This is a genomic window from Brevundimonas sp., assembly GCF_965279155.1.
Taxonomy (GTDB): domain Bacteria; phylum Pseudomonadota; class Alphaproteobacteria; order Caulobacterales; family Caulobacteraceae; genus Brevundimonas.
The window spans coordinates 2,155,001-2,179,488 of record NZ_OZ257138.1; the positions used below are offsets into that span (position 1 = coordinate 2,155,001).

A 24,488-nucleotide genomic window follows, 5' to 3' on the forward strand; every position below is an offset into this window, starting at 1 on the left:
CCAGCTCTGGTGGAGTCGTCCTTGAAATACCACCCTTACTGTCGTTGACGTCTAACCGAGGGCCGTTATCCGGTCCCGGGACATGGCGTGGTGGGTAGTTTGACTGGGGCGGTCGCCTCCTAAAGTGTAACGGAGGCGCGCGATGGTGGGCTCAGACCGGTCGGAAATCGGTCGTCGAGTGCAATGGCATAAGCCCGCCTGACTGCGAGACTGACAAGTCGAGCAGAGACGAAAGTCGGCCATAGTGATCCGGTGGTCCCGAGTGGAAGGGCCATCGCTCAACGGATAAAAGGTACTCTAGGGATAACAGGCTGATTTTGCCCAAGAGTCCATATCGACGGCAAAGTTTGGCACCTCGATGTCGGCTCATCACATCCTGGGGCTGGAGCAGGTCCCAAGGGTATGGCTGTTCGCCATTTAAAGTGGTACGTGAGCTGGGTTCAGAACGTCGTGAGACAGTTTGGTCCCTATCTGCCGTGGGTGTTCGAAGCTTGAGAGGATCTGTCCCTAGTACGAGAGGACCGGGATGGACATACCTCTGGTGTACCTGTCATGGCGCCAGCTGTGCAGCAGGGTAGCTAAGTATGGAATAGATAACCGCTGAAAGCATCTAAGCGGGAAACTAACCTCAAAACAAGGCTTCGCTGAGGATCGTGGAAGACTACCACGTTGATAGGCCAGGTGTGGAAGTGGGGCGACCCATGAAGCTTACTGGTACTAATAATCCGATCGGTTTGATCGTTTCTCAGCAAAACTCATTCGATGGTTGCTCCTTGACCGAAGCAACCTCAGACAATGTCTTCTTCTCATCCTTGTTCAAGCTACCGCGCCTTAGCGCTGCTTGAGCTTGGATGTCTTCTTGCTCGCTCTATCGGCCCTAGGCCTACCTGAGAGCGATCGGCCTCATGTAGCGCGAAAGCGCGATAGGCCCAGCAAGACGTTCATGTGTGCTTGGTTGACCTGGTGACTATGTCGGAGGTTCCCCACCCGATCCCATTCCGAACTCGGTCGTTAAGCCCTCCAGAGCCAATGGTACTTCGTCTCAAGGCGCGGGAGAGTAGGTCGTCGCCGGGTCTACCAAGCACACATGATATTTGCCCTAACGCGCTTCGCGCTACTTGAGGGCATCTTCTCGAACCGTTCTTCCTTCACGATACTACCGTTTGCCGCGGGATGGAGCAGCCCGGTAGCTCGTCAGGCTCATAACCTGAAGGTCGTAGGTTCAAATCCTACTCCCGCACCCAAACTTCAACAAAGCCCCACAGTCCCAGACTGTGGGGCTTTGTGCGTTCCGAAACCGCCCATGACGCACAAAGGCTCGGCTAAATGCCGTGATCGCCGGCGGCTTCCTCACGCCCGCGACCGAGCCTGGAGACGCCGATACAGGATCCGCGTCTCCAGAAGATTGGCGATCCGAAGCGCAACCTCGACAACGTCGAACGGCTTGCTGACAAAGTCCTTGGCCCCCAAAGACAACGCTCGACGCCGCGCTGAGGCCGTCGAATCAGCCGTCAGGACCAGCACGGGACGAAAGTCGCCCGGAGCCGTCTGCCGGCCGAAGCCCTCCAGCAACTGATAGCCATCGACCGCCGGCATCATCAGGTCGAGCAGGACCAGGTCCGGCGCCCTGTCCACGAAGGTGGCAAGCGCAGTCTTGGGATCGGTCAGGCCGATGATGTCGTCATAGCCTTCCCGCTCCAGAAGCGTGCGCAGGAGAACGACGTTGGTCTCCTCGTCATCCACGATCAGGATGCGGCAAGCGTTCAGGTCCGCCTGGGTCACGGGGTGGGCGTCGGAAGGATCGGACATCATCTGTTCTCTTCAGGCTGTGATGCGCGGATCTGGACGGGCAGCTCGAACCAGAACCGGGCCCCGCGTTCCGGCGGCTTTCGGTTTTCGAAGCCGATGCGACCACCCATGGCTTCGGCCAGCCGTTTCGACAGGGCGAGTCCCAGGCCCGTGCCTTCTATGTCGGACGTGCGCTCGCGTCCCAATCGGTCGAAGGGTGTGAACAGGCGCGGCGCAGTGGCGTCTGCGACGCCTGAGCCTTCGTCCGAAACCTCGGCTCTCGCCCACCCGTCGACGACGGTGAGCGTCAAGCGCGCGACGCCGCCGGCTGTGTTGTATTTGATCGCGTTCGACAGCAGATTCAGCGCGATCTGAACCACACGACGACGGTCGGCCGAGGCAAAAACCGGCGTTGGCGACAGGTCATGATCCAGACGAATGCCTGCCGCCGCCGCGATGGGCGTGGACAGGTCCAAGGCCTCCGACAACGCGTCGCGGAGGTCGAGGGCTTCGAACGCAAGGTCCATGCGACCCGCTTCGATGCTGGATATGTCCAGCACTTCGTTGATCAACGCCAGGAGATGGCGCCCGGCTTTCAGGATGTGCTGTACGGCGGTGACCTGAGGCCGCTTCAGGTCCGTCTCGTCAAGTTCGAGCAACTGAGCGAAGCCGAGAATGGCGCTGAGCGGCGTGCGCAGTTCGTGGCTGGTGCGCGAAAGGAAGTCGCTCTTGGCCAGGCTGGCTGCGACGGCCGTCTCGCGGGCCTCGGAGAGCGCCTTTTCGGCCGCCTTGCGATCGGTCATGTCGCGCGTGACCTTGGAGAAGCCTTTCAACTTGCCGGTTTCGTCACGCAACGCGGTGACGATTACATTGGCCCAGAACCGGGAGCCGTCGCGGCGGACGCGCCAACCTTCGTCTTCCGCTCGACCTTCGGACGTGGCGCGCGAAAGCATGGTGGAGGGCACGGTATCTCGCGTCTCGTCGGGATAGAAGATGGAGAAGTGGCGACCGATGATCTCGTCCGCGTCCCAGCCCTTGATGCGCTTGGCGCCCTCGTTCCAACTGACCACGAGGCCCTGTGGATCCAGGGCGAAGATGCCGTAGTCCTTGACCCCGTCCACCACCAGGCGAAACCGTTCCTCGCTGTCGCGAAGGGCGCGTTCGCGTGATCGCAACAGAAGGCTTGCCTGTTCGAGTTTCACACCGAGCCGACCGATTTCGTCGGCTTCGAGCGGCAGCGGCAGAAGCGGTTCGCCGCGCTCCAGCCGCCCGGCATTGTCTTCCAGAAGATGGACGCGGCGCACGATGCCGGTCGAGAACAGATAGACCGCCATCAGACTGCCGAGCAGACCCAATGCCCCGATGATCGTCGTCAGTCCCAGGTTCCGCGCCCTCACGGCATCCGCCCGCGCGCGGCGGATGTCCAGCAGTGCGCTTTCACGCGCCTGCATCGCCTCGATCTCGGATCTAAGCGCATCGAGGACCGCCTTGTTGGCGACGAGGGCCGACAGGACCTCGGGCCGTTCCAGCGCCTCCGGGGAGCCGGCGTTTGGCCCCAGGCGCAGGGCCGCCAGCCCATCGCGCTTGCGCTGCGCCAGCGCCCTGACACGCTCGAAGCGTCGGCGAACCTCGTGGTCGCGGATCTCTCCATCCAGACGCGCGAAGGTGGCGGGAAGCTCGGCCTCGGCCTTGATGTAGGGCTCCAGGAACCGGGTCTGACCCGTCAGAAGATAGCCGCGCACGCCGCTGGCCGCTTCCGCCAGCAGGGCGTGGACCTCGTGGATGTCGCTCTGGATCGCGAAGGCGGCGCGCACGTCCGCTTCGGCGCGGGCCTCGGCGCGGCTGGCGAGGTAGAGAGAAAGGAGCGCGCCAAGCAGGATCGCGAGGGGAAGGGCGACCACCACGAGCCCCTTCACGGCGACCGGCTGGTTCGCCCATAGGCGTCCCGGACGGGAGAACAGGCCTTGTCTTGACGTCATCATGGTGCGGGCGGACGCGTTCGCGTGGCCAGTACGGCGGCCTGGGTGCGGTCGGCGACGCCGAGCTTGGCGATCACCCGTTCTACATGCGCCTTGACGGTTCCTGGACTGATGTCGAGCTGACGCGCGATCGCCTTGTTGGTCAGGCCGTCCGCCACCTGATCCAGCACCTGTCGCTCACGCGGGGTCAGCCGGTCGAGGCGGCTGATATCGTCTTCGATGCGACGCGACGCCGGCGCCATGGCCAGGGCCTGGTTCAGAAGGGCCAGGGGCAGAGCCGTGCGACCTTCCAGAACCTGCCGCACCGCCGCGACAAGCTCATCGGCGCTGGCGTCCTTGAGCACATATCCCGTCGCGCCGGCGGCCAGGGCGGCCCGGACATATTCCGGCGCGTCGTGAAGGGTGAGCATGAGGACGCGGGACGCTGGAACCTCGGTGCGGATCGCGGCGGCTGCGGCCAGACCATCCATCCCGGCGCCCAGCCGGATGTCCATCAGGACGATGTCCGGCGTTAGAGCGACGGCCAAGGACACGGCCTCCTCGCCACTGCTTGCCTCGCCCACCACCTCCAGGCCGTCGGCGCGGTTGAGCATGGCGCGCAGACCCTCGCGGGCCAACGGATGATCGTCGACGATCAGGACGCGACCGCTCACAGACGCTGCACCAGGGCTGCCGACACCTCGACCCCGCCGCCGTCAGCCGGTTCCGAGACGTCGAGTCGCCCGCCCAGCACGGTCATCCGTTCGCGCATGACGGCCAAGCCGATACGCTCGCCGAGCATGCTCGATGAACCCGGAACCATGCCCGCTCCCCAATCCCTGACCACAAGACTCCACCGTCCCTGCTCCGGTTCGCCGTGGATCTCGATGCGCACGCGGCATTCGCCGCCCGCGTGTTTGCGGATGTTCGTGATGGCTTCCTGAGCCACGCGATAGAAGGCGGTCTCCAGGACGGGCGGCCAACGCGTCGGTCCTGTCGTGACGAGATCGACCTGAAAGCCCTCCTGGGACAGAGCGTCGGCCAACGACGCCACGGCGGCGGCGAGACCGAGGTCGTCCAGAACGGTCGGGCGCAGGTTGCCGATCGCGGCCCGCAACTCGCGCACCAGACCTTGGGCCATGATGGCCAGCCTGGCTGTCGTTTGCGGAGATGTGCCGGATTTCTCCGCTTCGAGCTGTCGAAACAGGGCTCCGGCGGTCTGGGCCACGCCGTCATGCAGATCGCGCGAGACGCGGCCGCGCTCTTCCTCCTGAGCGGAAAAGAGTCGGGCGACGACCGCCTCCAGCCGCCGTTCCCGTTCCTGCAACAGGCCCATTAGCCGGTCGCGTTCCGCCTCGCGCTGGACCCGATCGATCGCCGTCGCCATCAGCTGGCGCAGCATGGCCAGAGCGTCGGCGTCGTCATCGTCTAGCGGGCCGCGATCACCCGCAGGCGACGCCAGCATCAAGGCGCCGACCTTGCGCTCGTTTCGCCCTGGCGCGACGAGCGCCAGTCCTTGCGCATCGTCTCCGATGACGACCATCCCGTCGGCATGGCCGGCGAAGAGGGCGGCATTGCGTGCCGCGACCGCCAAGGTCGCTTCCAGCGTCTCGGCGTCCGCAGCCCCGAGATCTCGCCCGGCTTCGATCAGAAGCCGCAGACGCGCGGCGCGCGCCTCCGCCGAGCGGTAAAGAGCCCTGAGTTCTCCGACGGTGTCGGGACCGTTCAGGGGGCTAGTGCGAATATCCATGGGCCGCGACCATAGCAAGACTGGCTCGGTACGGCCTAGGCCATTCGGCATAGGCCGCAGGGCATAGCCAAGCGGCCGATGTGCAAGCCTAGGCGAGAGCTCAGTTTATGCTGCATGAAAGATCAGTTTCATTTCGATGGGTCCCCGACGGCGGTCGTCCAGAAGCCGCTCGCCCTGCTCGGCGTCGGTCTCTGCGCCACGACGCTGGCGGTGATGTCGCCGCGCACCGCGGCGGCCCAGGACCAGGTCTGGTCATCCGTCACAGCCAACGGCCCGGTCGCTACCGACAGCCGCTGGCTGGTGTGGTTCGACGGCCATGCGCGGTTTCGAGAGGGCGGCGAGACGCTCGATACGACCATTCTTCGTCCGGGCGTCGGCTATCGCGTCAATAATCGCCTGGATGTCTGGGTCGGCTATGCGAACGTCACCAACCGCCGGCCTGGCCTGGATGTGGAAGAGCACAGGCTCTGGCAACAGGCGACCTATCCCATCGCGCAGGTGGCGGGAGGCAGTCTTACCGGACGCACTCGGCTTGAGCAGCGGTTCCGCGACGGCGACGACGACACGGGTCTGAGACTGCGCCAGTTCGTCCGGTGGAGCCGCCCGCTTGGTGGCGTGCCGTTGTCGGCGGTCGTCAGCAACGAGACCTTCTTCGCCCTCAACGACACCGACTGGGGTCAGCGGGGCGGCTTCGATCAGAACCGCGCCTTCGTCGGTCTGGCCTGGGCGGTGTCGCCCAAGGTCAGGATCGAGGGGGGCTATCTGAACCAGCAGATCGACGGCGGACCTGCGCCCGACACAAGCAACGACAATCTCTCGCTCGCAGCGTTCGCGAGCTTCTGAAACCGACGGCTCATGCCGATCAAGAAAGGTGTTTTTCCATGTGCAAGCCTCAACTGTCTCGCCGTAATCTGGTCGCCGGCCTCGCGACCGGTGGCGCCGGTGTCGCATTCGCCGGCGCGGCGGCGGCCTCGGGCCTTCCGCAAGCCTCGCCGTCTCAATTCTATGAACCCAATCCGATCCCGATCGTGGACGGCAAGGCGGCCCTGACCCCGGATCAGGCTCTGGAGATGCTGCGCCAAGGCAACGCCGCCTTCCTGGAAGGTCGGACGCGCCAACTCGACCTCGGCGCGGCGAGCCGCCTGCAATTGGCTCAAGGGCAGGCGCCCTTCGTGGCCTATGCCTCCTGCTCCGACAGCCGCGTTCCGCCGGAACTGCTGTTCGGACGTGGCCTGGGCGAGCTGTTCATCATCCGCAACGCCGGCAACACCGTGGATACCGTCGCCATGGGATCCATCGAATACGCCGTCGCCGTCCTGGGCGTGCCGCTGGTGGTCGTCATGGGTCACGAGGCCTGCGGCGCCGTGAAGGCCGCCATGGATGTCGTCAAGTCCAACGCCCGCTTCCCCGGCGCGATCGGCGACATGATCGAACCGATCATTCCGGCGGTTCTGGCCGCCCGAAACGCCACGGGCGACAAGACCGAAGCTGCGGTGAAGGCCAATGTCAGCCGCACCGTCGAGCGTCTGCGCGTGGCGTCTGACCCCATCATGCTCGAACCGCAAGCCGCCGGGAAATTGAAGGTCGTCGGCGCCTACTATTCGCTGTCCAAGGGCGACGTGGAGTTCTTCGACGTATGACGGTCGAGCGGCGGAAATAGGGGAGACAATGCGTCTCTGACCTTCCCGCCACAACATCGCCGGACGGATCGACCTGATCCGTCCGGCAGCCATTCGCGCGCCAACGACACTGCGCAGCGTCTCGGGTGACGACTGCGGCTATTGCATCGCCTGCGCATAGAGGCCGTTGACCGTGTTCCAGTTCACGACGGTCCACCAGGCGGTCAGGTAGTCGGCGCGCTTGTTCTGGTATTTCAGATAATAGGCGTGCTCCCAGACGTCGACGGCCAGGACCGGGGCGCCGCGAACCTCGGCGACGTCCATCAAGGGATTGTCCTGGTTGGGCGTCGAGGTGATCTGCAGCTTGCCGTCCTTGACGATCAGCCAGGCCCAGCCGGACCCGAAGCGCGTCGTAGCCGCCCGGTTGAAGGCCGTCTTGAAGGCCTCCATCGAGCCGAAGTCTCGCGTGATGGCGGCCGACAGCTCGGCCGAGGGTTCGCCGCCCTGACCGACAGGCGCCATCAGCGTCCAGAACAGGCTGTGGTTCCAGTGACCGCCCCCGTTGTTGCGGATCGCCGGCGGCAGGGTGGAGGCACGACCCAGCAGATCGTCGATGGAGGCGCCCGCCAGTGCGGGGTCTGCCGTTACGGCCGCGTTCAGATTGTCGACATAGGCCTTATGGTGCCGGTCGTGATGGATGCGCATCGTCTCGGCGTCGATGGCCGGTTCCAGCGCCTCATAGGCATAGGGCAGGGCCGGAAGCGTGAAGGCGGCGGCCGGCGCCCGGGCTTGCGTCGAAGGCGCGGACGCGGGCGCTGTCTGCGCCAGAACGGGGATGGCGGCGAGCGTCGCGAGCGCCAGGGCGGAGGTAAGGACGAGGGGTCTGATCATGAGCAATCTCCTGAAGGGTCACGCGTGAACGTTTTGGCAAAGACGAACGCCCAGGCCTGCGACGCTTTGCGCCGGTCGTCCGGCTGGCAGGCGCGCCGCAGGGATGTGTGCGGCAGGGTCAGAACCGCGCCTTCAGCGTGACGAAGGCCGAGCGCGGTTGGGTCGGCATGACGACCGGGAAGCCGAAATACTGATAGGGGTCGAAAGCGTCGCGACCGCCCAGATTGACGGCGGAGACTGCTATCGAGAACCGATCGAAGTCATAGGCAGCCTGGGCGTCGAGGGTAGCATAGCCCGGCACGGTTACGGTGTTGGGCAGGGTGATCTGACGCTCACTGAAGGCGGTGACGCCGGCGCCGAGCGACAATCCTTTGGCGGGACCGTTCAGGAAGCGGTAGCGGGCCGCGATCCGACCGCTGTGCTCGGGGATGCGGGCCAGCGTGTCGCCGATCGGCGTGGCGTTGTCCTGGGTCACCTCCGCGTCGGTCCAGGCATAGTTGAACAGCACCGACATCGCAGGGCTCGGCTCCCACACCAGGTCGGTCTCGAAACCGCGCGCACGTTGCTCTCCGGTCTGGACCGACATGAAAGGATTGGCGGGATCAGGGGTGGCGACATTCTCACGCGTCTGTTCGAACACGGCGAAGGCGCCGGAAACGCCGAGATCGTTCAGAGCCAGCTTCAGCCCGCCCTCGACGTTGCGGGATTCCTCGGGCTCCGGCGTCGTCATGCCGATGAAGCCGAACGGGGCGCGGAAGCCCTCGGCGTAGCCGGCGTAAAGGGCGACGCCGTCAACCAGATCGAAGGTCGCGCCGACGCGCGGCGACCAGCGTTCATAGGTCTGGTCCGTGCCCTGTTCCAACTCCCGGAACTTCAGACGGGTATAGCGCACGGCCCCCAGCAGATGCAGCCTGCCATAGGTGGCCTGATCCTGCGCATAGACGGCCAGGGTCTGGTAGCGGTCTGTTTGCGTGAGGATCAGCGGCTGTAGATCGCCGAAAGCCAGGTCATAGGTCGGATTGGCGAGATCCTGATCGCCGACAGGCAGCCCGCCGAAACCCATGTTGGAATAGAAGTCGGTGTGGTCGTAGCTGGCCCCGATCAGAAGTTCGTGGCGACCGCCCAGGGCGTCGAGCCGACGCCAGAGGTTGGCGTCGAGCGTCGCCTCCTCCGAACCGCTCATCATGTTCATGGTCAGGATCGGGTAGACCGTCGGCGTCGCCGGATCTGGGGCTGAAAACGCCGGCATGATGAAGCTGCCGTACTGCGGAATCTCGCTTTCGTAATATCGGCCGGTGACGGCCAGACGCATGTCGTCGCTGAAGGCGTGTCGAAGGGTCGCGGTCGCGGACGTGTTCTCGATCTCGGTGCGCGGCTGGCCGACCGGTGCGCCGGCGAAGGCGTTGCGGTCGATCTCGCCGGCCATCGCCTGTTCGGCGGGGACGCCCGAATACTCCAGCATGTCCCGCTTGTTGTATTGACCCTGGAGCAGCATATCCGTGCGGTTGGTCAGCTGGACAGAAAGGCTGGGCTGGATGGCGATCCGTTTGCCCTCGACCAGGTCGATCCAGCTTTCGTTGGTCTGATATTCTGCGGTGATCCGACCGGCGACGCGGTCGCCGAACGGCTGGTTCAGATCGATGGCGGCGCCCCAGGTGGAGAAGCTGCCGGTGCGCACGGCTGCCGTCGCGCCCGCATCGGCCGTGGGACGCGTGGACTGCACGTTGATCAGTCCGCCGAGCGGCGTGCCCAGGCCGCCGCCGTAGAGGGTGGCGGTCGGTCCCTTGAGCACCTCGATCCGTTCGACCCCCAACAGGCTGGTCGGCTCATTGGCGGCGTTTGGCCCGGTGTGGACCGCAAGGCCGTCCAGATAGATTTCGGAAGGAAAGCCGCGAATGATCGGGCTGACCAGAAGCGCCTCCTCCTGGCGGGTCGCCATGACGCCGGAGACGTTGACCAGGGCGTCGGCCAGAGTGCGGGCGTCCTGCTCCTGGATCAGGGTGCGGGTGATCACCTGAACCGATTGCGGCACATGGATCAGGGGCGTGTCGGTGCGCGTGGCCGAGCTGGATCCGGCGGCCGCATAGCCCTGACGGGCGCCGGTGACGACGACCTCGTCGATCCAGCTGGCGGCGTCCTGATCCGAGCGGGCGGTCTGCGCCAGGGCAGGCGCAGGCGACGCCGCCACGGCGCCGGCGAGAAGGAAGGTCTTGAAGGTCATGAAACGTCCGTGGAGAGGATGCGAGGAGGCTGGGGCGGGTCTGGGCGAGGACGTGACGGCGATGACCACAGGGGCATTGGTCTGTCCGGTCCGCACGGTCTTGATCAGGCGTGGTGCGGCGGTCTCCCACGGACCGCGTGATGATGGATTGGGCACGGGGGCCTCCTCGAATGACCGGACAGGCCGGCGCACGAGGCGGCCGGCGGGGCTCAGATCATCAGGACGGGCGGGCCTCCAGCATGAAGCCTGCGGGCAGGAGGGCGCGGAACGTCAGAGCGAACAGTAGGACGCACAACGCGAATGCGAAGCCGGGTCCGTCCTGTCGCCTGAAGTTCCGCACCCCTAAGCCGGCCGACTTCAGTGCGGGCTGGCGTGGTCGCCGTCGACCGCAGGCTGGGCGACGAGGGCGCGGATGCCCATGGGTTGAGCATGTTCGAAGTTTAGCGTGATCGAGACCTGCTCGCCCGCGACGAGGGGCTGTTTGAGGCCCATCAGCATCATATGGTTTCCGCCCGGCGACAGGGAGACGGCCTCGCCGGCCGGCAGCGCCAGACCGTCCTTCAGTTCGGCCATCTTCATCACATTGTCCTCGATCTTCATCTCGTGGACCTGGGCCATGCCGGCCTGGGGGGCGGAGATCGAGACCAGCCGGTCGTCCTGGCTGGCGGTCAGCGTCACATAGCAGCCGGTCACATCAAGCCCGTTGGGTGTGGGACGACAGGTCGCGTCGGTGATCGAAACCGTCGCCGGCGCATCGGGCTCGGCGGCCTGGCCGCAGCCGGCGAGGGCCAGAACGAGGGTCGGAAGGATCAAGCGTTTCATGAGAATTTCCTGGTCAGGTTTGAAGGATGGGAGGTCAGGGAAAGGCGGCGTCGAAGGGGGAGCGGCCACGGTGACGGACGAGGCGGTCGCGCTGTTTCGGAAGGCTGAGCGCGCGGCGCGTTCCGATGGAGCGGCTCTGTCGCAAAGGCATGCGCCGCCGTCGTCGAGAGCCGCGTGAAGACAAGGCGCGCGCGATCAGACCGGGCGGTTCGATCGGCGGGCTCGAAGTCGTCGCTTGCTCGCCTTGGAACAGGCCGTCAGCGCGAGCGTCGCGCCTTCAGGAACGTGGAGGGGCCGTCGATGGCGGGCGCAGGCCGGCGCGAAAATCGGCGGACGGCAGGCTTGTCCAGAGTGCAGACGACTGGACCGCGACGCTATGTGGAGGGCTGACCGGATCGATCAGCGGCTGCGGCGGCAAGGCGGTAAAGCCCGCAAGGACGCAGGCTGCGCACTTCAGACTGTCCATCGGCGACGGCGTGTCAGGCTCCGCAGCACCATCCGCCGTATAGACGACCATGATCTGGTCGCCGGAGCAGAGCGTGATCGGAGACCCTGTCGCAGCGGAGGCCGCTACGGCCGATGGCAGAAGGGCGCCGAACATGATGGCGAACGTCGCGGCGAGGAACGCCAGCGATCGATTCAGCGACCAATGTTCACACGATGACGACGCCACGGCGGCGAGCATACCCGTTGTGTTCATGGGAGGGAACACAGCCCAGGTGGTCAAATAGTCCACGTTCGCCGGCGGTGAGTGCGGGGCCGTCCGGCTCAAGGCTGACACGGTCTCGCTGCTCGTTCTCCTCCGGCTCCAAGTCCGCCAGAAGAGCGACCCATCGACTATCCGAGAAGCGCGGCGGCTGCGGCCCGTTTCACGCCAAGGCCCGTCGCGTCCTCGAACGTCAGGTCCGTCGTTTCGAAATACTCCCGCTGGTTCGTCGCGCACCAGTCGGTGGTGACGATGCGGACCGGATCGCCTGTCGGCGACGCGGTCGAGGCGTAGAGGAAGTCGCCGCTGCGGTCGGCCAGGGGCATCTGGCGGTCCTGGTTGGCGCGGGCCATGAAGCCGTCGAACTGGCCGCGCGAGACGGTGGCGACCATCAGCTTGCCGTCGAAGCGGACGATGGAATCGAAGACGTAGCGGCTGACCGGCCCGGCGGGAACGCCCGTGCCCAGGGTGGTGTGGCCGATGAAGCCGGCGTCGGCGCCGGCCGCCTGGGCCAGGCCGGCTGCCACACGCCGTCCGGTATCGCCCAGCGACAGGGCGCGTGGGCTGGTCCCCAGGATGATCCGCTCCTCATCAGTCAGATTGGCGGCCAGGGCCGCGGCGATCAAGTCCGCCAGCGCAGGAGAGGCGGGGGCGTCCAGCGCGACATCGTGGGATTGGGCCGTGACCGAGCCGTCCGACAGGAACTCCGCCACCGTATAGGCGGCGGTCCAGGCGCCGGTGTGGACATAGGCGCTGCGGCCCTGGCGATGCTGGAACAGCAGGTGGTTGTGTCCGCCGATCATCAGGCTGCCGTCCGGCAACAGCGGCAGGATGTCCCGGTCGGCCGCCACGCCGGCGTGGCTCATGACCATGACCAGATCGGCGCCGGCCAGATTGTCGGCCAGATTGGCGGTCGCCCAGTCGGCGGCGGCCGGGATCGACAGTTGGTCGCGCGAGGCCTTGGGGTAGGTGGTCAGCGAATTGGTCGCCATGCCCACGACCCGCAGCGAACGGCGACCGAACGGCAGGGTCGTGGACGGGTCTGCATAGCCGGCGGCCGTGCGGGTATCGCCGGTGGTGCTGACGACGTGAACGCCCAGGCTCTTCATCCGGGCGACCTCCTGGGCCAGATCGGGGGTCAGGTCGTTGTCGTGATTGCCCAGGTTGAACACCGTCGGCGCGATCGACGGCAAGGCCGCCAGGAAGGCCCAGTCCACCGCGCCGCCCGACCGGACGGCGACGACATTGCCGTGCTCGAAGATGTCGCCGTCGATGGCGATGACATGGGGGACGGGGTTGGCGCGGACTTCGGTCTCGAAGGCGGCCAGCAACTGGGCGGTCCGGTCATAGGCCGAATGCATGTCGGATACGGCCAGCACGCGGCCGATCACATCCGCCCGTTTCATCCCGGTCAGCCCTGGCGCGAACGCCGTCGCCCCGGCGAGTTGCAGGAGCCGGCGACGGGAGGGCGTGACGAGGGGCATACGCGATCCAAACGATGTCTGGGAGGGCGTGCGGAGCGGACTCACGCACCTTTTCAGCATCGCATTTCGCCCCTCTCGGCACAATGCCGGCCGGCGCTGCCCAGACCTGCGCATGACAGATTGTCACACGGATGTGGCTGCGTCTTCAAAGGTTCAAGAAACAGGCTCGCTCTGCTCTGGCGGCCGTCGCTGCGAAGCTCTACGGCGTCGCGCGACAACGCCTCCTCCCCATGTCGCCCCCCACGTCATTAAGGAAATCTCGCCCATGCTTCGCCAAGCCCTTCTGGCCGCCACCGTCAGCGGCATCGCCCTGCTGAGCGCCGGCTCGGTTCTCGCCCAGACGACGGACACCGCCGCCGAAGTCGCCGGCGTCGACGACATCGTCGTCACCGCCCAGCGCCGAAGCGAGAACATCCGCGAGGTGCCGTTCGCCGTCACCGCCCTGAACACCCAGACCTTGCAGGACATCTCGGCCGGCGGCGCCGACATCCTGTCGCTGTCGGCGCGCGTGCCCAGCCTTCAGGTCGAAAGTTCGAACGGCCGCTACGCTCCGCGCTTCTACATCCGCGGTCTTGGCAATGTGGACTTCGACTTCACCGCCTCGCAGCCGGTTTCGGTGGTGCTGGACAATGTCGTGCTGGAGAGCGTCTATCTGAAGGGCTTCCCCCTGTTCGACGTGCAGCAGCTGGAAGTGCTGCGCGGTCCGCAAGGCACCCTGTTCGGCCGCAACACCCCCGCTGGCGTTGTCAAGATCGACACCGTCAAGCCGTCGGATGACTTCACCGGCTTCGGCTCGCTGACCTACGGCAATCTGGGTTCGACACGGGCCGAGGCCGCCGTCACCCTGCCGGCGTCGGACACGCTTCAGGTGCGCGGCGCCATCTTGTGGAACCACCGCGACGACTGGGTGAACAACGCCTTCAACCCGTCCTTCGCCAATGCGGACAAGGACGATCTGGGCGGTTTCAACGATCTGGCCGCGCGCGTCCACGTCGCTTGGACCCCCACCGATCGTCTCTCGACCCTGCTGACCCTGCAGGCCCGCGACTATGACGGCACAGGCACGATGAACCGCGCCAACGCCCTGACCAAGGGCTCGAACGAACTGAACGGCAATTTCGACCGCGACACCGTCTATTACGACGGTGGCCGCAACAACTTCCAGAAGCAGAAGACGACCTCGCAGTCGCTTCAGGTCGCCTATGATTTCGGCCCCGCCACCCTGACCGGCATCGTCGGCTCGTACCAGGGCTGGTCCCAGGGCGACGGCGACATCGACGGCGGCGTGGCCACGGCTCCGGCGACGGCCTCTTACAAGACGCCTTTCAACTCCGAGACCGGCACCCTCTCCAGCGACCTGTTGCAGAACACCTATGAGCTGCGTCTGGCGTCGAACGGTGACGGACGCATCGGCTGGCAGGTCGGCGCCTTCTATTGGGACGAGCGGATCAACCTGGTCTCAGGCACCTTCAACGGCACGGGCAATCCCGCGCCGACGCGGGTGACCGACATCGTCCAGAAGTCGGACTCCTGGTCGGTGTTCGGTCAAGGCAGCTACAAGCTGACGGAGGCCCTGAAGGTGACGGCGGGCGTCCGCTACACCGACGACAACCGCGACTACAACGGGCGCATCGTGCTGGGCACTGGCGCTGGCGGCACGGGAGCCGTCTCCGTTGGCGACGAACAGGTCAGCTGGGACGTCAGCGCCCTCTATGAGGTCAACGACAGCCTCAACGTGTTTGCGCGCGCGGCCAAGGGTTACCGCGGCCCGTCGATCCAGGGTCGCAACCTGCCGGTCCTGACCACGGCCGACTCCGAGACGGTCATGTCCTACGAGACCGGGCTGAAGGCCCGCCTGCTGGACGGCCGCGCACGTTTCAACGCGACGGCCTATGTCTATGAGGTCAGCGACATGCAGTTCACCGCCATCGGCGGCGCGGACAACGTCAACCGCCTGATCAACGCCGACAAGGGCGAAGGTTACGGCCTGGAACTGGACGGCGACATCGATCTGGGCGCGGGCTTCAGCCTGTCGGCCGGCGCCGCCTGGAACCACACCGAGATCAAGGACAGCGATCTGCTGGTGGCCATCTGCGGCGCCAACTGCACCGTCACCGATCCGATCGTGACCGTGGGCACGACCCGTCGCGCCAACATCGACGGCAACCCCTTCCCGCAGGCGCCGGAATACACCGCCAACCTGACGCTGAACTATGTCCGGTCGCTGGGCAACGACACCGAGCTCTTCGCCTCGACCGACTGGGTCATGCAGAAGGACTTCAACCTGTTCCTCTATGAATCGGTCGAGTTCATGCAGGACACGGCGTTCGAAGGCGGCCTGCGCGCAGGCTGGCGCGACCTGAACCGCGGCATCGAGGCGGCTGCCTATGTCCGCAACATCACCGACGAAGAGAATGTGATCGGCGGCATCGACTTCAACAACCTGACCGCTTTCGTCAACGAACCGCGCACCTACGGCGTGCAGCTGACCAAGCGGTTCTAAAGTCCGACCGTCCGGTGAAGCGCCCTGGCTTCACCGGAAGGCCATTCAGGCGAAGCGGTCACCGCTCCAACGATGCGTTCAGTCGCCAACCGTCCCCGGCTCATGCAGAGCGAGAAGGGCGAAGCTGGCCAGCCAGTGCTCGCCCATATAGTCGCCGGTGACGTGGGGCAGGGCGGCGTCGAGGTGGCGCTGGGCGGCGGCCGTGGCGACGGCTTTCAGCGGTTCGGATGCGGGGAGGGCCGCCGCGATGGCGCGCCAGCACCAGCCTCGACTCAGGTTCAATCCGTCCAGATGCGCGATCTTGCCGTCGGTGCGGTCGCTGACGCGCGCGGGTGAAAGAAGCGTCGCCGGTTCGCCTTCGGCCAGGCGCGGCAGGAAGGCGTCGAACCAGGCGCGGTAGTCGGCGGCGGGCAGGACGCGCCGCATCAGTTCCGCCTCCATCAGGGCCGGGGACAGGAACTCATCCTGCGACGGCTCCCAGGCCTGACAGTCGCGGTCGTTCGCGTGCCAGCGCAGGGCGGCGTCACGGCATGCGGCGGCCAGATCGGCGTCGTGGGCATCGGCATAGTCCAGCGTCAGACGCAGGGCGAAGGCGGTGTTGTAATGGGTTCCAACCCGCACCGGATAATCCGCCAGCGGCAGGAAGGCCTTGAAACGCTCGGCGAAGACCTGGGCCAGGGGACGCAGGGTCTCGAACCAGCGGCGGCCTTCATCCGTGTCATGGCGACCCAGTTCGGCGCTCAGCATCAGCAGCCAGGCCCAGCCATAGGGACGTTCGAACCCACGGGCTTCCGGCCGGTCCAGATAGGCGACTTCGCCCGCGACATTGTCCGGCGTGAACAGGGCGTCGGCCGTGGCGCGGATCTGGCCGGCCTCGGCCATGTCGGGATGCAGGCGATAGAGGGTGAACAGGGTCCACCAGCCATGCACGCACGAATGCCAGTCGAAACTGCCGAAAAAGATCGGATGCATGTCGCGCGGGGTGCGGGCGTCCTGCGGGCCGATCAGCACATGCATGATGTGGTTGGGATATTCGCGTGTGACATGGCCCAGGGCGGTGGCGGCGAACCGGGCCGCGAGGGTGGCGTCGAGGCTTTGCGTCATGATCAGAACCGGAAGGCGAGGAAATACATCAGCAGCATATTGGCCACGAGCATGATGGCGGCGGTCGGCAGCTGGGCGCGGATGACCCCGTTCAGGGGCGCGTTGCGGTCGGGCAGTTCCAGCAGGTTGGCGGGCACGACGTTGAAATTGGCCGCCATCGGCGTCATCAGGGTTCCGCAGAAGCCGGCCAGCATGCCGATGGCGCAGACGATGGAGGGGTCGCCGCCGAACTGATGCACCACGATGGGCAGGCCGATGGCGGCGGTCATGACGGGGAAGGCGGCGAAGGCGTTGCCCATGATGATGGTGAACAGGGCCATGCCGGCGCAATAGGCGAAGACGGCGAGGAAGGCTGAGGTCATGGGAATGACCTGGGCCACCAGATCGCCCACCACCTGACCCACGTCGGCGGTGAGGAAGACCGCGCCAAGCGAGGCCAGCATCTGCGGCAGAAGCGCCGCCCAGCCGATGGAGTCCATCAGGCGACGCCCCTCTTGCACCGGGGCCATGACTGGTGGTCGGAACCAGACCATGGCGACGACCAGCGCCACGACGCAACCCAGGCCCAGCGAGATCAGGGTCGTCTGCACCGGCGAGATCAGCCAGGCGCCGGCCGGGGTGTATTTGGCCAGAAGCGTGCCGCCCACGGCCACCAACGGCACCATCAGCGCAGGCACGAACAGGGCGTTGCGCCAGCGTGAGGCGCTGGCCTGACGTTGCTCGCCTGTCGTTGTGACGGGCTTGCCGACGCCCAGCTTGCCCATCGCGCCGATCACGACCAGGGCGATGACCAGCAGGCCGTTGCCCAGGCCGCCCAGCCACGAGCCGAACAGCAGGGAGACGGCGATCAGGCCCCAAAACAGGGCGCTGCGGAACCGGGTCGGGTTCAACGGGTCGCGCAGGCTGAGGATCGAGAAGGCCGCGAACATCAGGCCCGTCGCCACATAGGCGTGTTCCAGCGTGATCATCGGCCCATCCCCGTCTTTGGCTCCACGTCCTCGACGACGTCGGGCACGGCCATGTCCTTGCGCACCTGACGGTCGAACATCAGCAGGCGGGCGCCGTGCACCAGCAAGGCGACGACGGCGGTAGGGATGGCCCACAACGAGACGTGCAGAGCCTCGACCCGCACCCCGGCCTGTTCCAGAAAGCCGACGATCAGGACGATGGAGCCGATGGCGATGAAGATGTCCTCGCCGAAGAACAGGCCGATATTGTCGGTTCCGGCCGCCATGCCGCGAATGCGGAACCGGGCCTTGTTTGTCAGGGGGCCATGTTCGGTCTCGGCCGCGCCCTCGGCCATCGGCGCGATCAGGGGGCGGACCATCTGCGGGTGCCCGCCCAACGAGGTCAGCCCCAGAGCCGAGGTCGCCTGGCGCACGATCAGATAGATCAGCATCAGACGACCAGCCGTTGCGGCCTTGACCTGGGTCACCAGATCTCGCGCCCGCTCCTGCAGCCCGGCGTGTTCCAGAAGGCCGATCACCGGCAGGACCAGCCAGGTGATGTGGAAATAGCGGTTGTCGTTGAAGGCCTCGCCGAACCGGCTGATGGTGTCGATCCCCGCCGTCAGCAGGGCGCGCGCATCCACGACCGGTCCGACCGCCGCCAGCACCCCTGTCGTGATCGCCGCGACCAGAATGACCACCAGAGGATTGATCCGGGCGACGAAGCCCACGACCACGACCGCGATCCCGATAAGCACCAGCATGGTTCATCCCCCTCGATACGGAGGATTGCGCGGTTCGAACGACTGCGGAAGCCTCATTCGCCGAAGCCGCCGCCGCCGGGCGTCTCGATGACGAAGACATCGCCGGGCGCCATGGAGACCTCGGCCGTCGAAGCCAGGGGTTCGACCGTGCCGTCCGCGCGTTCGATGCGGTTGATCCCAGTCGCGCCGGGTTTGCCGCCGTCGACGCCGAACGGCGGGACACGGCGGTGGTTGGACAGGATGGCGGCGGTCATCGGCTCCAGGAACCTCACCCGTCGCACGGCGCCGTCGCCGCCCGTCCAGCGACCCGCGCCGCCGGAGCCTCGACGGATCGAGAATTCCTCCAGCAGGACCGGGAAGCGGGTTTCCAGCACCTCGGGATCGGTCAGGCGGCTGTTGGTCATATGGGTCTGGACCGCGCTGGTCCCGTCGAAATCAGGCCCGGCGCCCGAGCCTCCGGCGATGGTCTCGTAATACTGACGCGCATCGTCGCCGAAGGTGAAGTTGTTCATCGTCCCCTGACTGGCGGCCAGAACGCCCAGGGCGCCGTACAGGGTGTCCACGACCGCCTGGCTGGTCTCGACATTGCCGGCGACCACTGCGGCCGGATAGCGGGGGTTCAGCATCGATCCCTCCGGCACGATCAGTTCGATCGGCTTCAGGCACCCCTCGTTCAGTGGAATGGCGTCGTCGACCAGGGTGCGGAAGACATAGAGTGTCGCCGCCCGCGTGATCGACAGGGGCGCGTTGAAGTTGGTGGGGCGCTGTTCGCTGGTTCCGGTGAAGTCGACGACGGCGCTGCGCGCCTCAGTGTCCACGTCGATACGGACGCGAATGACGGCGCCGTCGTCCATCTCATAGGCGAAGGCGCCGGGTTTCAATGCGGCGATGGCGCGCCGCACGGCCTCTTCGGCATTGTCCTGGATGTGGCCCATATAGGCGGTGACGACGGGACGACCGAACTCAGCGGTCATGCGGATCAGTTCGTCTGCGCCGCGTGTGCAGGATGCGATCTGGGCCTTCAGGTCGGCTAGGTTCTGATCGATGTTGCGCGACGGATGACGGCCTGAGGCGAACAGGGCGCGGGTCTCGGCCTCTCGCAGCCGCCCGGCGTCCACCAGCAGGAAGTCGTCGATCAGAACTCCCTCGTCGTCCACTGTCCGCGACGAGGCGGGCATGGAGCCCGGCGTGGTTCCGCCCACGTCGGCATGGTGTCCGCGCGCGGCGACGAAGAAGGCCGGCGCGGCGTCATCGTCCAGGAACACCGGCATGATGACGGTGATGTCGGGCAAGTGGGTGCCGCCGTTGTAGGGCGCGTTCAGCATATAGACGTCGCCCCGGTTCATGCCGCCGCCTCCGCGTGATGCGATCACGGTGCGGATGCTTTCGCCCATCGATCCCAGGTGGACCGGGATATGCGGGGCGTTGGCGATCAGGGCGCCGGTCGCGTGGAATATGGCGCAGGAGAAGTCCAGCCGCTCCTTGATGTTCACCGAATAGGCGGTGGCGCGCAGGGCCTCGCCCATCTGTTCGGCGCAGGCCATGAAGCGGCTGTTGAACACCTCCAGCATGATCGGATCGACATCCGTGCCGATGGCCGTTCGAGCGGGCAGGGCGACCACCCGCTCCAGCAGCAGATTGGCCTTGGCGTCGATCGTCGCGCGCCATCCGGGCTCGACCACGGTGGTGCCGGTGTCTTCCAGCAATATGGCCGGGCCGTCGATCGCCCAGCCCGGCGTCAGGGCGTCACGGCGATGGACGGGGGTCTGGCGGTCCTGACCGGCCATGCGGACGGTCAGGACCGCGACGGTCTCCAGCGATCCGCTCGCGGTGGTTAGGGTCGGCATCGATGGCGCCTGGTCCGAATGGCCGACGGCTTCGACCTCCAGGGTCTCGACGACCAGGGCCTTGTCTTCGGCGAAGAAGCCGAAGCGGCGGCGGTGCAGGGCCTCGAAGGCCTCGGCCATCGCATCGGCGGGGCCGAAAGGCACGACCAGGGGCGTGTCGGAACCGGCGAATTTGATTTCGGCGCGGGCGACTGTGGAAATGGCGTCGGCCGCGAAACCCTGGGCTTCAAGATCGGCTCGCGCGGCAGTCGAAAGCTCGGCGATCCTGTCGTCCAAGGCCTTGTCGCGCGTGGCGTCCAGCGGTGTCGCCTCGGTCGCCTGGCGGATGGCCCGCACCTCGGCGAGGCCCATGCCATAGGCCGACAGCACGCCCGCGAACGGATGCAGCAGCACCCTGGTCATGCCTAGGGCGTCGGCGACCAGACAGGCGTGCTGTCCGCCCGCGCCGCCGAAACAGTTCAGCACATAGCGGGTCACGTCATAGCCGCGCTGAATCGAGATCGAACGGATCGCCTCTGCCATATTCTGCACGGCGATGGTGACGAAGCCCTCCGCCAGCGCGCCCGGCGTCGTCGCGCGTCCAGTCGCGGCCTCCACCTCGGCCGTGAGGGCGGCGAATCGGTCGCGCACGGCCTCGGCGTCCAGCGACTGGTCGGCTTTCTGCCCGAAGACGGCGGGAAAGAAGTCGGGGCTCAGCTTGCCCAGCATCACGTTGCAGTCCGTCACCGTCAGCGGTCCGCCGCGCCGATAGGCGGCCGGTCCCGGAACCGCACCGGCCGATTCAGGCCCGACCCGCAGGCGTCCACCCTCGAACCGGCAGATCGAGCCGCCGCCCGCCGCGACGGTATGAATGCTCAGCATCGGAGCCCGCAGCCGCACCCCGGCGACCACGGCGTCCGACGTCCGCTCATAGTCGCCGGCGAAGTGGGACACGTCGGTTGAGGTGCCGCCCATGTCGAAACCGATGGCGCGGTCGAAGCCCGCCGCCTTGGCCGTCTCGGCCATCGCCACCACGCCGCCCGCCGGTCCCGACAGGATGGCGTCCTTGCCCCGAAAGGCGTCGGCCGCCGTCAGTCCGCCCGACGACTGCATGAACTGCAGCGGCGTCGCCGTGCCCAGATCGGCCCCGACCCGCTCCACATAGGCGCGCAGGATCGGCGACAGATAGGCGTCCGCCACGGTGGTGTCGCCCCGCCCGATCAGCTTGATCAGCGCACCTACCTCGTGACTGACCGAAACCTGTTCGAACCCGACCTCGCGCGCGATCTCCGCCAGGCGTGTCTCATGGTCGGTGAAGCGCCAGCCGTGGACCAGAACGATGGCGACGGCGCGCAGCCCAGATGCATGGGCCGCCGTCAGATCGGCCCGCGCCTTGTCCTCGTCCAGCGGCCGATCGACCGCGCCGTCCGCCATCACGCGCTCATCGATCTCGACCACGCGATCATAAAGCTGATCGTTCAGCACGATGTTGCGCACGAACAGCTCGGGCCGCGCCTGCCAGCCGATGCGCAGGGCGTCGCCAAACCCCGCCGTGATCGCCAGCAGCGTCGGTTCGCCCTTGCGTTCCAGCAAGGCGTTGGTCGCAACCGTCGTGCCCATCCGCACGTCCTCGACCAGACCCGGCGCCAGCGGTCCAGACCCGGCGTCCAGGATGCGGCGAATGCCCTCCACCGCCGCGTCGGCATACTGTTCGGGATTGACCGACAGCAGCTTTCGGGTCTGCAACACGCCATCCGGCGCACGAGCGATCACGTCGGTGAAGGTGCCGCCCCGATCGATCCAGAATCTCCAAGCCGCCATTTCCGCCTCCGTCCGTGCCGCCTTCTTAGCGTGATTTGGTCGCCGGGCTCAGGATGTCGCCCGCGCCCGCCGAAAATCTCCTCCTGTCCAAATCCATTGCGAAATTACTAGCCTGCCGGTCATGTCCTGCGATGATGCACGGGAGCTAGGAAGTCCGACCCACGACGAGAATTGCCAATCCGGCATGGATCGGTGCGTCGTTCGCATCGATCCCATTCGGCGGGGCGATCCGGCCGATCCAGACAAAAGCCGCATCGGTCGATAGCGGCTTTGGCTTAGACCCGCCGGGGCGGGGTGGATACCGTTCAGTCTAAGGCGAGCAGACAAAACGCCGCAGGGGCGGCTTGCGCCGTGAGACGACAGGAATTCCCATGTCCAGAATGACTCCGACCGAGATGGCCGGCACGATCGGCGGCGGCCTGCTGTCGTTCCCGGTGACCCATTTCGACGCCGAGGGCCGCTTCAACGAAGCCGGCTATCGCGAACATTGCGGCTGGATGCTGCAGCATGATCTGGCCGGCCTGTTCGCCGCTGGCGGAACGGGCGAGTTCTTCTCGCTGACGCCGGGCGAGGTCGAGGCCGTGGTCAAGGCTGCGGTGGCCGAGACGGCCGGGAAGACCCCGGTGATCGCAGGCGCAGGCTATGGCACCGCCATCGCCGTCGAGATGGCGAAGTCGGCCGAGGCGGCGGGCGCCGACGGCATCCTGCTGCTGCCGCCCTATCTGATGTTCCCCGGCCAGGAAGGTCTGGCGGCGCACGTCGAGGCGGTGTGCAAGGCGACCAGCCTGGGCGTCATCGTCTACAACCGCGACAACGCCGTGCTGAAGGCCGAGACGCTTGAGACGCTATGCGAGCGCAATCCGAACCTGGTCGGGTTCAAGGACGGCGTCGGCGACATCGAACTGATGATGCAGGTCTATGCCCGGATGGGCGATCGGCTGACCTATGTCGGCGGCCTGCCCACGGCCGAGACCTTTGCGCCGGCCTATCTGGAGATGGGCGTCACCACCTATTCGTCGGCCGTGTTCAACTTCGTGCCTGACTTCGCCCTGAGCTTCTACAAGGCGGTGCGCGAGCGCGATCACGAGACGATCATGGCGGGTCTGCGCGACTTCGTGCTGCCGTACGTGGCCCTGCGCAACAAGGGCAAGGGATACGCTGTTTCCATCGTCAAGGCGGGCATGACGGCCATCGGCCGCAGCGCCGGTCCGGTTCGCACGCCGTTGACCGACCTGAACGCGGCCGAGTTCGCCGAGCTGGAAGCCTTGATCGCCAAGGTCCAGCCGGCGCCGGTCAAGCTGGCGGCGAACGGCTGAACCGTGACCTGTCCCCCTCGGATCGAAGCGACTAGGTTCGTCGGTTCGAGGGAGGCATGACCATGTTCGAACTGAGCCAGCTCCGGTGCTTCGTCGCCGTGGCCGAGGAACTGCATTTCGGCCGGGCGGCGACGCGGCTGAACATGACCCAGCCGCCGCTGAGCCGGCAGGTGCAATTGCTGGAGCGGATACTGGGCGTGGTCCTTCTGGATCGCACCAGCCGTTCGGTGCGGCTGACGCCCGCCGGTCGGGGCTTCCTTATCGAGGCGCGGCGGATACTGCGTCTGGCCGAGACGGCGGCCCTGGCGACGCGGCGGATCGCCAGCGGCGATGCGGGGCGGGTGGCGATCGGCTTCACGGCGGCGTCGGGCTACAGCTTCCTGCCCAAGCTTGTGGAACTGGGCCGGACCAAACTGCCCAATGTCGATCTGGCCCTGCGCGAGATGGTGACCGGCGAACAGATCGAGGCCCTGCTGACCGGGCGGATCGATCTGGGCCTGATCCGGCCGCCATTGAACCGGCCCGAGTTCGACAAGTTGCGGGTCATGACCGAGCCCTTGCTGGCGGCCCTGCCGACCGGCGATCCGCGCCTGGCCAAGGCGGTGATCGACCTGTCGGATTTCGACGGCCTGCCCATGGTCATGTATGCCCCCGAGGGGGCCGGTTATTTCTACGGCATGCTGAGCGGCCTGTTCGACGAGGCGGGGGTCTCGCCGCAGTTCGTGCAGCACATGAGCCAGATCCACTCGATCCTGGCCCTGGTCCACGCCCGGATCGGCGCGGCCGTGGTGCCGGAGGCGGCGACGCGTCTGCATTTCGACGGGGTGGAGTTCCGGCCCCTGAACATCACCCCGGCCCAGCCGGTCGAACTGTTCGTGGCCTGGCGCCGCGACAACGACAACCCCAGCCTGAAGCCCTTCCTGGCCCTGATCGAGGCCCAGGTGGAGGGCGCTGCCCCCTAAGGAGAC

General features: G+C 66.3%; 18 protein-coding genes, 1 tRNA gene and 2 rRNA genes (1 of these 21 cut by a window edge). 8 read left to right on the forward strand and 13 right to left on the reverse strand.

Annotation, left to right across the window (positions count from 1 at the left end; all coding sequences use genetic code 11):
• The 3 genes from ACQY72_RS10365 to ACQY72_RS10375 form a co-directional block, all read left to right on the forward strand.
• A 23S ribosomal RNA gene (locus ACQY72_RS10365) occupies positions 1-742 on the forward strand; it begins 2,038 nt to the left of the window's first position.
• A gap of 217 nt (positions 743-959) precedes the next feature.
• Positions 960-1,074: ribosomal RNA gene (rrf, locus tag ACQY72_RS10370) — 5S ribosomal RNA — on the forward strand.
• 93 nt (positions 1,075-1,167) lie between these two features.
• Positions 1,168-1,244: transfer RNA gene (locus ACQY72_RS10375), tRNA-Met, on the forward strand.
• A 106-nt stretch (positions 1,245-1,350) separates the two neighbouring features.
• Here the strand turns inward: ACQY72_RS10375 and ACQY72_RS10380 are convergent.
• The 4 genes from ACQY72_RS10380 to ACQY72_RS10395 form a co-directional block, all read right to left on the reverse strand.
• Entirely contained in the window at positions 1,351-1,809 is a 459-nt protein-coding gene (locus ACQY72_RS10380) for a response regulator (RefSeq protein WP_428153420.1), read from the reverse strand.
• Positions 1,809-3,689: an ATP-binding protein gene (locus ACQY72_RS10385; protein ID WP_428153422.1), complete on the reverse strand. Its 1,881-nt coding sequence runs from the start codon at positions 3,687-3,689 to the stop codon at positions 1,809-1,811. Before ACQY72_RS10385 ends, ACQY72_RS10380 begins: the two co-directional genes overlap by 1 nt.
• Positions 3,690-3,766: 77 nt before the next feature.
• A complete protein-coding gene (locus ACQY72_RS10390; RefSeq protein ID WP_428153424.1) occupies positions 3,767-4,420 on the reverse strand; it encodes a response regulator in 654 nt (217 codons plus the stop codon).
• Positions 4,417-5,496 (reverse strand): sensor histidine kinase, encoded by a 1,080-nt coding sequence (locus ACQY72_RS10395; protein ID WP_428153425.1) that lies wholly within the window; start codon positions 5,494-5,496, stop codon positions 4,417-4,419. Before ACQY72_RS10395 ends, ACQY72_RS10390 begins: the two co-directional genes overlap by 4 nt.
• Positions 5,497-5,610: 114 nt before the next feature.
• Here ACQY72_RS10395 and ACQY72_RS10400 point away from each other — a divergent pair, with 114 nt between their 5' ends.
• Together ACQY72_RS10400 and ACQY72_RS10405 are read left to right on the forward strand one after the other, a co-directional pair.
• The gene (locus ACQY72_RS10400; protein ID WP_428153426.1) at positions 5,611-6,339 is read left to right on the forward strand and encodes a DUF2490 domain-containing protein; all 729 of its coding nucleotides are present in this window, start codon (positions 5,611-5,613) and stop codon (positions 6,337-6,339) included.
• Between the two features lie 38 nt (positions 6,340-6,377).
• A complete protein-coding gene (locus ACQY72_RS10405) occupies positions 6,378-7,136 on the forward strand; it encodes a carbonic anhydrase (protein ID WP_428153428.1) in 759 nt (252 codons plus the stop codon).
• A gap of 138 nt (positions 7,137-7,274) precedes the next feature.
• Here ACQY72_RS10405 and ACQY72_RS10410 read toward each other — a convergent pair whose 3' ends face one another.
• The 5 genes from ACQY72_RS10410 to ACQY72_RS10430 all read right to left on the reverse strand — a co-directional run bounded on the left by ACQY72_RS10410 (position 7,275) and on the right by ACQY72_RS10430 (position 13,239).
• Entirely contained in the window at positions 7,275-8,006 is a 732-nt protein-coding gene (locus tag ACQY72_RS10410; protein ID WP_428153429.1) for a superoxide dismutase, read from the reverse strand.
• A gap of 118 nt (positions 8,007-8,124) precedes the next feature.
• The gene (locus ACQY72_RS10415; RefSeq protein WP_428153431.1) at positions 8,125-10,227 is read right to left on the reverse strand and encodes a TonB-dependent siderophore receptor; all 2,103 of its coding nucleotides are present in this window, start codon (positions 10,225-10,227) and stop codon (positions 8,125-8,127) included.
• 357 nt (positions 10,228-10,584) lie between these two features.
• On the reverse strand, positions 10,585-11,049 hold the full coding sequence (locus tag ACQY72_RS10420) for a copper chaperone PCu(A)C (protein WP_428153433.1): 465 nt from the start codon (positions 11,047-11,049) through the stop codon (positions 10,585-10,587).
• Between the two features lie 277 nt (positions 11,050-11,326).
• Complete coding sequence (locus ACQY72_RS10425) at positions 11,327-11,734, reverse strand: hypothetical protein (RefSeq protein ID WP_428153435.1); 408 nt, start codon at positions 11,732-11,734, stop codon at positions 11,327-11,329.
• Positions 11,735-11,886: 152 nt separating this feature from the next.
• The gene (locus tag ACQY72_RS10430) at positions 11,887-13,239 is read right to left on the reverse strand and encodes a metallophosphoesterase (RefSeq protein ID WP_428153436.1); all 1,353 of its coding nucleotides are present in this window, start codon (positions 13,237-13,239) and stop codon (positions 11,887-11,889) included.
• Positions 13,240-13,504: 265 nt separating this feature from the next.
• Between ACQY72_RS10430 and ACQY72_RS10435 the strand changes: the two genes are divergently transcribed.
• On the forward strand, positions 13,505-15,742 hold the full coding sequence (locus ACQY72_RS10435; protein WP_428153437.1) for a TonB-dependent receptor: 2,238 nt from the start codon (positions 13,505-13,507) through the stop codon (positions 15,740-15,742).
• 78 nt (positions 15,743-15,820) lie between these two features.
• On the opposite strand, the gene ACQY72_RS10440 is transcribed toward ACQY72_RS10435, so the two are convergent.
• The 4 genes from ACQY72_RS10440 to ACQY72_RS10455 are packed head-to-tail and all read right to left on the reverse strand — an operon-like array spanning position 15,821 to position 22,204.
• On the reverse strand, positions 15,821-16,846 hold the full coding sequence (locus ACQY72_RS10440; protein WP_428153438.1) for a DUF2891 domain-containing protein: 1,026 nt from the start codon (positions 16,844-16,846) through the stop codon (positions 15,821-15,823).
• A gap of 2 nt (positions 16,847-16,848) precedes the next feature.
• Positions 16,849-17,814, reverse strand: a complete 966-nt coding sequence (locus ACQY72_RS10445; RefSeq protein WP_428153440.1) for a DUF979 domain-containing protein — start codon at positions 17,812-17,814, stop codon at positions 16,849-16,851.
• The gene (locus ACQY72_RS10450; protein WP_428153442.1) at positions 17,811-18,557 is read right to left on the reverse strand and encodes a DUF969 domain-containing protein; all 747 of its coding nucleotides are present in this window, start codon (positions 18,555-18,557) and stop codon (positions 17,811-17,813) included. Before ACQY72_RS10450 ends, ACQY72_RS10445 begins: the two co-directional genes overlap by 4 nt.
• 53 nt (positions 18,558-18,610) lie before the next feature.
• On the reverse strand, positions 18,611-22,204 hold the full coding sequence (locus tag ACQY72_RS10455; RefSeq protein ID WP_428153443.1) for a hydantoinase B/oxoprolinase family protein: 3,594 nt from the start codon (positions 22,202-22,204) through the stop codon (positions 18,611-18,613).
• A 371-nt stretch (positions 22,205-22,575) separates the two neighbouring features.
• Between ACQY72_RS10455 and kdgD the strand changes: the two genes are divergently transcribed.
• A complete protein-coding gene (gene kdgD, locus ACQY72_RS10460; RefSeq protein WP_428153445.1) occupies positions 22,576-23,520 on the forward strand; it encodes a 5-dehydro-4-deoxyglucarate dehydratase in 945 nt (314 codons plus the stop codon).
• A 56-nt stretch (positions 23,521-23,576) separates the two neighbouring features.
• Positions 23,577-24,482, forward strand: coding sequence for a LysR substrate-binding domain-containing protein (locus ACQY72_RS10465; RefSeq protein ID WP_428153446.1), 906 nt, complete (start codon positions 23,577-23,579; stop codon positions 24,480-24,482).
• Positions 24,483-24,488: the final 6 nt, after the last annotated feature.

Bases quoted from the DNA above. Each gene is read 5' to 3' on its own strand.
- ACQY72_RS10380 (WP_428153420.1), bottom strand. From the start codon at position 1,809: ATGTCCGATCCTTCCGACGCCCACCCCGTGACCCAGGCGGACCTGAAC.
- ACQY72_RS10395 (WP_428153425.1), bottom strand. From the start codon at position 5,496: ATGGATATTCGCACTAGCCCCCTGAACGGTCCCGACACCGTCGGAGAA.
- ACQY72_RS10400 (WP_428153426.1), top strand. From the start codon at position 5,611: ATGAAAGATCAGTTTCATTTCGATGGGTCCCCGACGGCGGTCGTCCAG.
- ACQY72_RS10405 (WP_428153428.1), top strand. From the start codon at position 6,378: ATGTGCAAGCCTCAACTGTCTCGCCGTAATCTGGTCGCCGGCCTCGCG.
- ACQY72_RS10410 (WP_428153429.1), bottom strand. From the start codon at position 8,006: ATGATCAGACCCCTCGTCCTTACCTCCGCCCTGGCGCTCGCGACGCTC.
- ACQY72_RS10415 (WP_428153431.1), bottom strand. From the start codon at position 10,227: ATGACCTTCAAGACCTTCCTTCTCGCCGGCGCCGTGGCGGCGTCGCCT.
- ACQY72_RS10420 (WP_428153433.1), bottom strand. From the start codon at position 11,049: ATGAAACGCTTGATCCTTCCGACCCTCGTTCTGGCCCTCGCCGGCTGC.
- ACQY72_RS10425 (WP_428153435.1), bottom strand. From the start codon at position 11,734: ATGCTCGCCGCCGTGGCGTCGTCATCGTGTGAACATTGGTCGCTGAAT.
- ACQY72_RS10430 (WP_428153436.1), bottom strand. From the start codon at position 13,239: ATGCCCCTCGTCACGCCCTCCCGTCGCCGGCTCCTGCAACTCGCCGGG.
- ACQY72_RS10435 (WP_428153437.1), top strand. From the start codon at position 13,505: ATGCTTCGCCAAGCCCTTCTGGCCGCCACCGTCAGCGGCATCGCCCTG.
- ACQY72_RS10440 (WP_428153438.1), bottom strand. From the start codon at position 16,846: ATGACGCAAAGCCTCGACGCCACCCTCGCGGCCCGGTTCGCCGCCACC.
- ACQY72_RS10445 (WP_428153440.1), bottom strand. From the start codon at position 17,814: ATGATCACGCTGGAACACGCCTATGTGGCGACGGGCCTGATGTTCGCG.
- ACQY72_RS10450 (WP_428153442.1), bottom strand. From the start codon at position 18,557: ATGCTGGTGCTTATCGGGATCGCGGTCGTGGTCGTGGGCTTCGTCGCC.
- ACQY72_RS10455 (WP_428153443.1), bottom strand. From the start codon at position 22,204: ATGGCGGCTTGGAGATTCTGGATCGATCGGGGCGGCACCTTCACCGAC.
- kdgD (WP_428153445.1), top strand. From the start codon at position 22,576: ATGTCCAGAATGACTCCGACCGAGATGGCCGGCACGATCGGCGGCGGC.
- ACQY72_RS10465 (WP_428153446.1), top strand. From the start codon at position 23,577: ATGACCATGTTCGAACTGAGCCAGCTCCGGTGCTTCGTCGCCGTGGCC.